12 protein-coding genes are annotated in these 12,609 nt (G+C 39.2%); all 12 read left to right on the forward strand.

The features are described from left to right. The 12 genes from panC (at window position 1) to GFH30_RS02435 (ending at window position 12,609) form a co-directional block, all read left to right on the forward strand. Window positions 1–846 (forward strand): pantoate--beta-alanine ligase, encoded by an 846-nt coding sequence (gene panC, locus GFH30_RS02380; RefSeq protein WP_153370724.1) that lies wholly within the window; start codon window positions 1–3, stop codon window positions 844–846. A gap of 24 nt (window positions 847–870) precedes the next feature. Then, on the forward strand, window positions 871–1,722 hold the full coding sequence (rapZ, locus tag GFH30_RS02385; RefSeq protein ID WP_153370725.1) for an RNase adapter RapZ: 852 nt from the start codon (window positions 871–873) through the stop codon (window positions 1,720–1,722). Further along, window positions 1,719–1,988, forward strand: a complete 270-nt coding sequence (locus GFH30_RS02390; RefSeq protein ID WP_153370726.1) for an HPr family phosphocarrier protein — start codon at window positions 1,719–1,721, stop codon at window positions 1,986–1,988. The genes rapZ and GFH30_RS02390 overlap by 4 nt, the downstream gene beginning before the upstream one ends. Window positions 1,989–1,990: 2 nt before the next feature. Next, entirely contained in the window at window positions 1,991–2,527 is a 537-nt protein-coding gene (gene yjgA, locus GFH30_RS02395; protein ID WP_153370727.1) for a ribosome biogenesis factor YjgA, read from the forward strand. A gap of 550 nt (window positions 2,528–3,077) precedes the next feature. Then, window positions 3,078–4,343, forward strand: coding sequence for a sensor histidine kinase (locus tag GFH30_RS02400; RefSeq protein ID WP_153370728.1), 1,266 nt, complete (start codon window positions 3,078–3,080; stop codon window positions 4,341–4,343). Between the two features lie 82 nt (window positions 4,344–4,425). Next, entirely contained in the window at window positions 4,426–7,179 is a 2,754-nt protein-coding gene (glnE, locus tag GFH30_RS02405; RefSeq protein WP_153370729.1) for a bifunctional [glutamate--ammonia ligase]-adenylyl-L-tyrosine phosphorylase/[glutamate--ammonia-ligase] adenylyltransferase, read from the forward strand. Window positions 7,180–7,203: 24 nt separating this feature from the next. Continuing rightward, window positions 7,204–8,130: a branched-chain amino acid transaminase gene (locus tag GFH30_RS02410; protein WP_153370730.1), complete on the forward strand. Its 927-nt coding sequence runs from the start codon at window positions 7,204–7,206 to the stop codon at window positions 8,128–8,130. 138 nt (window positions 8,131–8,268) lie between these two features. Further along, a complete protein-coding gene (locus GFH30_RS02415; protein ID WP_153370731.1) occupies window positions 8,269–8,991 on the forward strand; it encodes a glycosyltransferase in 723 nt (240 codons plus the stop codon). Between the two features lie 25 nt (window positions 8,992–9,016). After that, complete coding sequence (locus GFH30_RS02420) at window positions 9,017–9,760, forward strand: hypothetical protein (protein WP_153370732.1); 744 nt, start codon at window positions 9,017–9,019, stop codon at window positions 9,758–9,760. 3 nt (window positions 9,761–9,763) lie between these two features. Further along, complete coding sequence (locus tag GFH30_RS02425) at window positions 9,764–10,570, forward strand: glycosyltransferase family 25 protein (protein ID WP_153370733.1); 807 nt, start codon at window positions 9,764–9,766, stop codon at window positions 10,568–10,570. A gap of 12 nt (window positions 10,571–10,582) precedes the next feature. Next, a complete protein-coding gene (locus tag GFH30_RS02430; RefSeq protein WP_153370734.1) occupies window positions 10,583–11,644 on the forward strand; it encodes a glycosyltransferase in 1,062 nt (353 codons plus the stop codon). Beyond that, window positions 11,641–12,609, forward strand: coding sequence for a polysaccharide pyruvyl transferase family protein (locus GFH30_RS02435; protein ID WP_153370735.1), 969 nt, complete (start codon window positions 11,641–11,643; stop codon window positions 12,607–12,609). Before GFH30_RS02430 ends, GFH30_RS02435 begins: the two co-directional genes overlap by 4 nt.

Here is a 12,609-nt window from a genome sequence, read left to right on the forward strand (position 1 = left end):
ATGAAAACAGAAACAACCATCCAAGGATTATCTGCATCGCTTAATCCTGCTCGTACAGCGCGTAAAATCATTGGTTTTGTGCCTACAATGGGTAATTTGCACCAAGGTCATTTAAACCTAGTTCGTGAAGCACGCAAAATTTGTGATGTGGTGGTGGTGAGTATTTTTGTGAATCCAATTCAATTTGGACCCAATGAAGACTTCGATAGCTATCCGCGTACTTTAGATCAAGATCAGCAGCTACTTGCAGACGTGGGCTGTGATATTGTCTTTGCCCCAAGTGTTGAGCAAATGTATGCGAAAAAACCACGGTTGACCAATATTAGTGTTTCAGACATTACCGATGACCTATGTGGCTTACAACGTCCGGGGCATTTTGATGGCGTGGCTGTCGTTGTGACAAAACTATTTAACATCGTACAACCAAACTATGCATTCTTTGGGCAAAAAGACTATCAACAATTGGCGGTCATTCGTCAGTTTGTGCAAGATTTAAATATTCCGCTCGAAGTAATTGGTGTGCCAATTGCACGTGCGGAAGATGGTTTGGCATTGAGTTCACGTAATGGTTATTTAAGTGCTGAACATCGTCAAATTGCACCGACCATTTATAAAAGCTTAAAAGCGGCAGAACTTGAGTTACAACAAGGGATTGGCTTAGATACTGTGTTGGCAAATATTCGTCAGACTTTAAGTGCTGCTGGTTTTGAAATTGATTACGTTGAAGCACGCACGCCTGAATTGCAAAAGATTGAAACGTTCAATCAAGATGTCGTGTTGTTCATTGCAGCAAAAATTGGTCAAACACGTCTCATTGATAATTTGCAGGTTAAGTTTAATCCATAAGTTGCTGCAGGGAGTGTGACACAGATGAAACGCATTTTAATCGTGACCGGTCAATCTGGCTCAGGTAAATCATCAGCATTACAAGTGCTTGAAGATTTGGGTTATTACTGTATCGATAATTTGCCGTTAGCATTGCTCCCTGAAATTGTGGCAAAACTTGATCTTGAAAATAATCTTGAATTGCTAGCACTTGGTGTCGATGTACGCAGTACGCGTGCCGACTTGCAAGCTTTTGATGATGTCTTTGAACAACTTCAAAAGCATGGTTCAGTGGATATTATTTATCTGACCACGCAGGATCAGGAACTGATTCGACGCTTTAGTGCTTCGCGTCGTCCGCATCCATTGGCATCACGTTTTAAGAGTTTGGTGGAATGTATTGAAGAAGAGAAGAATCTTCTCATTCCAATCAAGTTTCGCTCTACGGTACATATCGATACCACTGATAAAAGTGTGCATGATTTAAAACACACCTTATTACATAAGTTGGGTCAAAACGATAACCTGATTTTGATTTTACAATCTTTTGGTTATAAGCATGGCATTCCCCTCGATGCGGATTATGTATTTGATGTACGTCATTTGCCTAATCCACATTGGAATTTAGAATTACGTGAATTTTCAGGCTTAGATCAACCTGTGCAAACCTTCTTAGAAGAAAGTGAGCAGGTCAATGAGATGTTTAATGACATCTATGGTTTTTTAAATAAGTGGTTGCCTGCATTTTCTGAAGGGCATCGTCATTATATGACGGTTTCAATTGGATGTACGGGTGGTCAACACCGTTCCGTTTATATTGTAGATAGACTAAAAAAAGCACTTGAGGCAAAATGGTCTATCCAAGTCCTACATAGAGAAATGAAGCACTGGTCATGATAGATACGACTGTTGACGTAATTAACAAACTGGGTTTACATGCGCGTGCATCTGGTAAGCTCATTGAGGTCACTACCAAGTTTCGCGCCAATATCCAGATTGGTAAGGCGGACAAATTGGTCGATGCAAAAAATATCATGTCTTTGCTGATGCTCGGTGCAGGCAAAGGAACAACTTTACGCTTGGTGATTGAAGGGAGTGATGAGGAGAAAGCCTTATCTGAAATTCAAGCACTCTTTGCAGCAAAATTTTACGAGGCAGATTAATCGTGGCACGTCGACCGCAACAGCGTTTTACTGAAGATGACTTTGAATCTTTAGAGGGGCGTGCAAGCAAAACCGAACAAAAGAAAGCAGTTCAGCGTATGGCTGCTTTAGGTGAACAACTTTCTGAATTAAGTCTAAAGCAAATTCAAAAGCTTCCGGTGGAAGAGCGTCTTATTGAAGCATTGGAAGATGTACGCAATATCACCTCAGGTGAAGCACGCCGTCGCCAATTTTTACGTATTGGTAAACTTTTACGTAACGAAGATGAAAGTGTCATTTTATCTTACTTAACACCGCAGCAAGGTTTGAAGAAAACTGCACAGTTGCATCGTTGGGTCGATCGTATGATTGCTCAAGGCGATCCTGCGATTAAAGAATTTATGAAATCGCATAATGCGGCGGAACATCACCCAATTCGTCAGCATATTTTGCGTATTCATCGTGATATCAACAAAAAATTACCTGAAGAGGACATTGCTGCATCGAAGTTGAAATTATTTAACTACATTCAGCAAGTGGCTTTAATTTCAGATAATTAATAAAGAAAAGAGTGATTGAAGAATCGCTCTTTTTTTATGTAAACAGTTTCATCTATACACCCATTGATTGTCATCTTTCGCCATGATTTTCTTTTTTTGTCATCATGGTTTTTCTATATGCCATATTTGAGAAATATATTGATATTAAAGTGAAAAAGCATCTAATAAAAATAAGAATAGATGAAGTGATTAATGAGAATAGCGCAGAGAAAGATCTTTATTCTTGCTGAGACTTTATCATAAGAAAAATAACTTCATTACAAATCAAAGGTGCAGTGTAAATAAGCTGTATATTTGGATACACCCCATTGCATATTTATGAATATTTATACAAAAAGTTAGTAAACTGTCACATTGCATCATTAATTAAATGCAGTAAATGTGTTATTTTTTCAGGGATATTATCATTTTGTAATGATATGTTAGGCGCTTTACAGATGAAATCCCCCTTTGGTCGCTTTGATATTTTTGGTCATTGAGAGAGTGGGGTGAGTTTGTTATTGATTGTAAATGTTTCATTGACCTATTAAAAATAATTAGAGAGGCAAGCATGAAATTAAATCTTCTAGAGCTTGGTGATAAAACTGAGTTACTGGGCTCATGCCGCATTTCGCTCATTTTAGGGGTGCTTTCTTCTAATAATTTGGTCGATACTTTCTCAAAAATGGTGCGTAAACTTTTACGCGTGAGAAGCAGTATTTTGGGTTTTTATAACGAAGCTTATCTTTGGCATAGCTCGTCTGAAGGTTTTTATGCCATTCAAACCCCTGCAAATTTAGGCGTATGGACCTATTTACAAAATCATGATTTTATTGATCCGACACATGCTGAATATTTAGGCTTATCGAGTTACCTGAAAAGTTTGGGTGTGACGCATGAGCGTATGGTCGCATTTAACTTAAAAGTCAGTGACACGCATTCAGTTGGTCAAGTGATTTTCTATGATGATGACACTACAGCATTTGATCCTGAAGATTTAACGCTGGTTAAAGAATTTACTGAAGGCTTGGTCGGTCTCATTCGTTTGCATGAAAATTATAATGAGCTCAAAGAATTGTACGAGCAGCAATGTGCACTGAACTTTAGTAAAACCAAATTTTTCCAAATTATCGCCCATGATTTACGAGCGCCATTTCATGGACTGCTCGGCTTTTCAGAAGTATTGGCACAAGAACGTGAGACTTTGGATGAGTCGAGTATTCAGAATATTGCCGATTATTTATATGACAATGCGCAATCGACCTATAATTTGCTTGAAAGCCTGTTAACGTGGGCAATGGCAGAAGGTGGTCGCTTTATTTACCATCCGATTAATTATGAGCTGAAACAATCGAGCAAGATTGTTTGTAGTGTATTGCAAAGCCTTGCATTAAATAAAAAAATTGAATTAATTGATGATATTCCGAATGACATCAAAGTGCATGCGGATATCAATATGATTACCTCAGTCTTGCAAAACTTGGTTTCCAATGCGCTTAAATTTACCCCGATTGATCAAGGTGGAAAAGTGATTTTGGGTGCAGAAATGGAAGCTGATCAAGTGAAGATTGTGATTCAAGACACAGGCTTGGGCATGACTGAAGAACAGATGGAAAATCTGTTTAAACCAACCCTGAAAGTGAGTGTTCGAGGTACAGCTGAAGAAAAAGGCGCAGGTTTAGGGCTGGTTTTATGTAAGCGCTTTGTCGATCTCAATTTAGGCACAATTCATGTTGAATCGAAAGAGGGTAAAGGCACGAAGTTTTATGTCCATTTGCCAAAAGTGACCAGTGATCATCAGGTCTTGAATTTAGAAGCGCATCATGCGGAAAGTTAGTCCTATTTTTTTAAGATAAATGTTCCTAGTGTTGTGTTACACCTGCTATAACTATGAAAAAAGTTAGAGTTAAGGGTCAATCATGAATGCGGAACAATTGCAGAAAACACTAAGAGCTAGTCAATACGCAGAACAGGTACTGAGTAATCATCAAAGTGTATTAGAACAAGATTATGCAATTGACCAATTTGCGCTTGGCTTAAGTACTGAACAAATTTACGCGACTGTTCAACAAACGGTTGAACATCTTCAAGATGAAGCGGCATGGATGAGTGCACTACGAATTTTGCGTGCTCGTCTTATGTTTCGCTGGATTTGGCAAGATGCTAATCAACTCACCAACGTTGTGACCTTAACCCGAGAACTTTCCGATTTTGCCGATGCTTGTATCACGGCTGCCAAAGCATTCGCGCTGACGCCGTTGCTTGCTAAATATGGTGAACCGATCAGCTATAGCGGTAAAGTCCAAGAGCTGATTGTGATTGCGATGGGTAAGCTCGGGGCACAAGAACTAAATTTATCCAGTGACATCGACCTGATTTTTGCCTTTGATGAACAAGGCGAAACCGAGGGCGGTCGCAAATCCATAGACGTGCAGCAGTTTTGTATTCTTTGGGGGCAGAAACTGATTTATTTGCTCGATCACATTACTGCAGATGGTTTTGTATTTCGAGTCGATATGCGATTGCGTCCATGGGGTGATGGTTCACCACTCGCGATCAGTCATGTGGCAATGGAGAAGTATTTAAGCCAACATGGTCGTGAGTGGGAGCGTTATGCATGGATTAAAGCGCGTATTGTCAATCCTAGCCCAGCAGGCGATCAGTTGCTTGCAATGACACGTCCTTTTGTCTTTCGTAAATACGTCGATTACAGCGCATTTGAGGCGATGCGTGAAATGAAAGCCATGATCGAACGTGAAGTTGCACGTCGTAATATTGAAGATGATATTAAGCTTGGTGCAGGTGGTATTCGAGAAATTGAGTTTATTGTTCAGGTCTTCCAGCTGATTTACGGTGGTTCGAAACTCGAACTGCAAGATCGACAATGTCTGACCAGTTTGCATCATCTTGAAACTACAGAAATGTTAGATTCAAAAGCAGTCAAAGACCTTGATGATGCTTATCTCTTTTTACGCCGTTTAGAACATGCCATTCAAGCGTTGAATGATCAACAAACTCAATCCTTACCGACAGAAGATGAGCCACGGCAACGTTTGGTAGATACGCTTGGATTTAAAGATTGGGATGATTTTATGGCAACGCTGAATGCCAAGCGTGCGAAAGTCATTTATCAATTTGAACATCTGATTCAAGAAAATGGACCAGATACCTTGGTCGAAAGTTTTTCGCATTTAGAAAAAAAATTGAATGAAGTACTCGATGATCCTGCGCGAAATTTAGTTTATGAGTTTTGGCATAGCCATGCCTTAAAAAAATTACCCGCCAAAGCAGTCGAACGTCTCAAAACATTCTGGCCACATTTAGTCGAAGCCGTTTTAGATTCCGAAAATCCGCAAGTCGCTTTGGTTCGCCTTATGCCGTTGATCGAATCTGTGATGCGTCGTACTGTGTATTTGGTCATGTTGATTGAAAGCAAAGGTGCGCTACAACGTTTAGTCAAAATGGCAACGGTCAGTCCTTGGATCTGTGAAGAATTATCACAATATCCAGTGCTGCTTGATGAATTCTTGTCGATGGACTTTGAACTGCCTAAACGCCAAGATTTAGAGGATTCCTTGCGTCAGCAACTCTTGCGCATCGAAATTGATCAAATCGAAGATCAAATGCGGGTATTGCGTTTATTTAAAAAATCCAATGTTTTGGCGGTTGCAGCAAGTGATGTCTTGGCTGAAAGCCCTTTGATGAAAGTCTCTGATGCCTTAACTGATATTGCCGAAGTATCGGTCAATGCCACTTTGCATTTGGCTTATCAAATGGTGGCAAAACGTCATGGTTATCCACTTAATGCTGAAGGGCAACGCTGTGCGATTGATCATATGGCATTTACTGTCATCGGTTATGGCAAAGTCGGCGGTATAGAGCTGGGTTATGGCTCGGACTTAGACTTAGTGTTTATTCACTTTATGGATGAACAAGCAGATACTGATGGTTTAAAGCCGATTAGTGGCTTTGAATTTGCCATGCGGGTCGCACAGAAGTTTATGTCGCTCATGACTACACAAACCCTCGATGGGCGTGTCTATGAAGTCGATACACGTTTGCGTCCATCAGGCGAAGCCGGTTTGTTGGTGACGAGCTTAAAAGCATTTGCACAGTATCAGCAAAAAAGTGCTTGGCTGTGGGAACATCAGGCTTTGGTACGTGCAAGACCGATTGCAGGAGATCTGTATCTTCGGGAAAAATTTGAAGTATTACGCTGTGATATTTTGACTCAGAAACGAGATGCATCTGCCGTGCGTACGGAAGTTTTAAAAATGCGTCAGAAGATGAAAGACCATCTTGGATCATCGCCTGATCAGAAAAAAGATGGAATTTTTCATTTAAAACAAGACGCAGGTGGTATCGTAGATATTGAATTTATGGCACAGTATGCGGTGTTGGCTTGGAGTGGGACGAATAAAGATCTCGCCCATTTCTCCGACAATGTAAGAATTCTTGAGGATGCCGCAAAATCAGGTTGCTTACCCAGCGACGATGCGACTGCTCTGATTCAAGCTTATCTCCGTGAACGCGCCGAGAGCCACCGCTTAGCCCTTGCAAATCAATCCATGCAAGTGTCTGCAAGCGACTGGCACGATACCCGAATGACCGTTTACAAGTTATGGCAAAGACTAATTGATCCAAATGCAGTATTTGCATTGGATAGTGAATAATTGTGAAAAATTGGAGTTTGTGGCATGAATTTGGCTGATCGTGATGGTTTCATTTGGCAAGATGGACAACTAGTAGACTGGCGTGAGGCGAAAACTCACGTATTAACACATACATTGCATTACAGCATGGGTGTGTTTGAAGGCGTCCGTGCCTATGAAACTCCGAATGGAACGGCTATTTTCCGTCTAAAAGAACACACCAAGCGTTTGCTCAACTCTGCAAAAATTTATCAAATGAAAGTTCCATTTGATCATGCAACTTTAGAACAAGCGCAAATTGATGTGGTTCGTGAAAATAAATTAGCATCTTGCTATTTACGTCCAATTATCTTTATCGGTTCTGAAAAATTGGGTATTGCAGCGACTGATAATACGATTCATGCAGTTGTTGCTGCATGGAGCTGGGGGGCTTACCTTGGTGATGAAGCAATGGCGAAGGGGATTCGCGTGAAAACATCATCGTTTACGCATCATCATCCAAACGTAACGATGTGCAAAGCAAAAGCGTCTGGTAACTACACGTTATCGATTCTTGCCCATCAAGAAGTTGCGCATTCTGGTTATGACGAAGCAATGTTACTTGATCCACAAGGTTATGTTTGCCAAGGTTCAGGCGAAAACGTATTCTTGGTACGTGATGGCGTGATCCATACCCCTGATATCGCAGGTGGTGCGCTTGATGGGATTACCCGTCAAACCATCATTACTATTGCGAAAGATCTAGGTTATGACGTTGTTGAGCGTCGTATTACCCGTGATGAGTTCTATATTGCCGATGAAGCATTCTTCACAGGTACAGCAGCAGAAGTAACCCCAATTCGTGAATACGATGACCGTCAAATTGGTGAAGGCGTTCGTGGTCCAATCACAACACAAATCCAAAAAGCATACTTTGATGCGGTTCAAGGTAAAGACCCGAAATACGCACACTGGTTAACGTATGTAAAATAATTTCTTAAACGAAATTGTCTTAGACTTTGTGTTTAGAAAACCTCTCAGTAGAGAGGTTTTTTTATGGATGACGCATCATTTTTTTTGAATTTGTGTCATCATATTCATATAGAAAGCAGCTGTAGGTAAGCATACGCAATGAGTAACATTGTTATATGTATGAAATGGGGAACCAAATATGGTTCCGAGTATGTCAATCGTTTATACAATATGGTGAAACGACACACTACAGTTGACTTTAAAATGGTATGTTTGACGGATCTTACAGAGGGTATTCATCCTGACGTACAATGTTTTCCTATTCCACCATTAGCGCTGCCTGAAGGTGCACCTGAACGTGGTTGGAATAAACTTTCAACTTTTGAACCAGATTTATATGGTCTAGAAGGCAATGCACTTTTTCTCGATCTAGATGTCGTGATTGTCGATAATATCGATGAATTCTTTACCTATCCGGGTGATTTTCTGATTATTCATGACTGGAAACGTCCTTGGCGTATTACCGGTAATAGCTCGGTCTATCGCTTTAAATTGGGTGCTTTCCCAGGTCTATTGCCATATTTCCGTGAAAACTTTGATGAAATTCGTCAAAAGTTCCGCAATGAACAGGCATATTTGTCTTGGTATGTCGATAAACATGCCAAGCAAACTTACTGGCCTGAGAGTTGGTGTAAGAGCTATAAATATCATTGCCTACAAAAAATTCCGATGGCGTTCTTTAAGCCACCCGTCAAGCCTGAAGGCGCGAAAATTATTATTTTCCATGGTGAAATTAACCCACCTGATGCAGTCAATGGTGGTGGTGGGAAATGGTATCGTTATGTGTTGCCATCAAAATGGATTAAGGATGCTTGGCAGTAAGCTGTCATAAATTGGTTTTTTGAACATGCCTGTAAGAAAAAAAAGTAAATTTGAACAGTGGTTTTCATTTAGTCGACATCAACGTCGTTTTGGTGCAGATAAACTATATGCTGAACTTCAGGGTGTTGACATTGAGTCGTTAAAATCTCAAGTGATTGAGGGTAACGAGCTTAAATATACTCATGGCTCAGCAAAAGATCTCAATGAGCATATCGAGCAACTTAAACATGAATTTGTGGGGCAGCCTGCTCTAAACCATTATCATGCAAGCTTGATTGTCTTGATCCGTCGTGAAGTGGACGTTCAAGAAAATTTTGAAAAGTTTAAAGCGCTTTGGACTGCTGAACGAGATTTTCTCCTAAGGTCTTTAAATATTCGATGGTTAATTTCAGCGTGTGATACGTTTTTAGATTTACATGATGATATGACACTCAAAGCAATATTAATGAATGCTGTAGTATTGATTAATACTTTGAAGCTCCAAGAAACTGAACGTTATTTGTGTGATCAATCCTTGCAAGTCAACTTAGAACACCAAACAAAATTACAAACAGAACGTTATGCGTTGTTTGATGGTACTTCAGCTTTTGCTGTTGGAACGGATGATACGTTACGAAACATGCGTTGGCGACTTGACCAAATTTGTGCTGTTCATCCACTAGGGCAGCTGGTGATTGAAATCTTTGATCGTTTACAGCGCGAAGAAAACAATAATGTCTATTCACGTTTTAAGCAGCGCCATATACGTGAAAAAACACGTTGGTGGTAAAACATGCAAATATTCATTATTAATCTAGAATCATCGAAGCAACGTTTAGAGTTTCAAAAAGATCAATTCGAAACATTAAATTTAAACTTTGAGCGTATTGCTGCAGTTTCCACCAATGATATCAGTGACCAAGATTACGAACGATTAGGTTTTGGTTGGCAGCGTCCATTACGAAAAGTTGAAGTTGCATGTTTTCTGAGTCATAAAAAGGCTTGGGAGAAAGTTATATTATCTCAACAGCCTGCTCTGATTTTAGAAGATGATGCCGTCGTTGCTCAAACGATGGCAGCAGTATTAGGCAAAATTGATGCTGCAAATTTTTTAGATATTGATCTAATTAATTTTGAAGTAAGAAGCCGTAAAAAAATTATTTCTAAGCAGCCAATGCAAGTGTTGAAGGATTGTCAAATAAAGCTGTTTGATTTATATCAAGACCGAACTGGGGCAGCAGGATATTTACTTTATCCATCGGGTGCCGAAAAGTTATTAAAACGGCTTGAAAAAACTGCACCTGCAATTGCAGATGGATTTATTTTCAGTACATATGAATTAAGTGCATTACAAGCTGAGCCAGCACTGATTATTCAAGAAGATCAATTACAAGCATATGGTCTAATAGCAGAAAATCAGTTTGACTCTACAATTGGGCGTTCTGAACATCATAACCCCATTTATCGATCTGTCGCTGAGAAGAAAGCATTTAAACAGCGTAGGATTTTAGGGCAATGGCACATGGCTTGTCGTTATTTGCAAGTAATGTTTAAAGCACAAAAGCGGTTTATATTTTTAGATAGAGACCAATTTAAATAAGGTTAAATCTTAATGAAAAAGAAAGTCGTATTGGCGATTTTTACTTTGCAGGGTAATGGTGCTGAACGTTTTGCCTTAACTTTGGCAAAAGGGATTAATGATGCTGGTCATGAAGCACATATTGTATATTTTAAAGATATAATTGATTTACCTATTCCTGAAGGCGTACAAACACATTTTTTTGATTATCAGAAATTTCGAGCGATCCCTAAATTTATGCGTGCGGGTATTGCATCAAAAGCATTCGATAAGTTTGTATTAAAACAGATTGGAACACCAGACTTAGTACTATCCAATTTATTTCCAGTCGATTTTATTTTATGCCGCAGCCAATTACCGAATGTACATATGGTTATCCATAATACGACAAGCCAAGAATATGCGGGTCGTTTAGATAATAAGACACTTGCACAATTAAAAAATATTTATTTATCTAAGCCTTGCGTGGGTGTAAGCCAAGGGGTTACAGATGATTTCAAGAAACTATTTGGCTCTGAAAATATTACAACCATTTATAATCCAATAGATTTAGATAGTATTCATGCTGCTGCAAATGAATATGTTCCTGAAATCAATGGTCCTTATATTGTAAATGTGGGTAAATTTAAGGCACAAAAGAGGCATGATATTCTTATTCAAGCCTATGCCAAAGCAAACATCCAAGAAAAATTAGTACTTGTGGGTACTGGTGAATTGATGGAGCAATCTAAAGCCTTAGTAAAATCTTTGAATATCGAAGATAAAGTGATTTTTGCAGGGTTTAAAAAGAATCCATATCCGTATATAAAACATGCAAAATTGATGGTTGTATCCTCAGATTTTGAAGGGTTTAGTATAGCGATTTTGGAATCATTGGCGCTTGGGAAGCCTGTTATAAGTACGGATTGTCCATCTGGGCCAAATGAGATATTACTTCCATCAAATTTAGTACCACTACAAGATTTCAGTGCTATGGCTGAGAAAATGGGAATGGCTGTAAAAAATGAAAAAGATTTTTATCAAAGAATAGATGATAAATTTTTGTTACATAAGGCTGTTAATTTGTATTTAAATTTAATAAGCGAGTCAAAATGATAACGGTTTACGATACAGCATGTGGTTCTCTAAATATGGGGGATGAAATCATCATGGATGCTGTGATGATGCAGCTAGAGTCCATGTTTAGTCATGATCAATTCTGTCGCTACCCAACACATTATGCATTGGCAGCCAAAACGCTAAAAAAAGCGTGGAAAAATCAGTTAGCCTTTGTGGGGGGAACCAATTTATTACGTAATTACTGGCGTTATCGTGCTCGTAAAAATCAATGGTCGATTGGTTTTTTTGATGGGTTCAAAATGCAACCTGCTATTTTGATGGGGGCTGGTTGGAATAGTTATGCAGAAAAACCTGAATGGAAGGCAAAGATTTTCTATAACAATGCATTGTCTAAAGAGCATCTGCATTCAGTGCGCGATCAATATACTTTGGAGAAACTCAAAGCCTGTGGTATTGATAATGTGATCAATACAGGCTGTCCAACTTTGTGGCAATTGACACCTGAACATTTAAAACAAGTGCCCAATCACAAGGCGCAGTCGGTAGTGTTTACTTTAACGGATTATAGCCGTGATCTTGAGGCAGATGTTAAATTAATCCAGTGTCTTAACGATCACTATTCAACCTTGTACTTTTGGGCACAGGGCTCTGATGATAATCAATATTTCGATCAACTTGCGCAACAGTATCCACAGCTTTTCAGTAAGATTGTTCGTATACCGACAAGTTTGAGTGCTTATAATACTTTATTAAAAGATCAAGATATTGATTTTATAGGAACACGCCTACATGCAGGTATTCGTGCTTTACAATTAAAGAAGCGCGTTATCATTATTGGTATTGATAATCGAGCATTAGAAATGCATAAAGATTTTAATTTGCCAGTGGTTGAAAGACATGATTTTGTCTTGCTCAAACAGCGTATTCAAGCCGATTGGCAGCCAAATATTCAATTGCCTTTTGATATGATTGTTCGTTGGAAAAATCAATTTATTAATTGA

Source organism: Acinetobacter wanghuae (assembly GCF_009557235.1).
Lineage (GTDB): Bacteria > Pseudomonadota > Gammaproteobacteria > Pseudomonadales > Moraxellaceae > Acinetobacter > Acinetobacter wanghuae.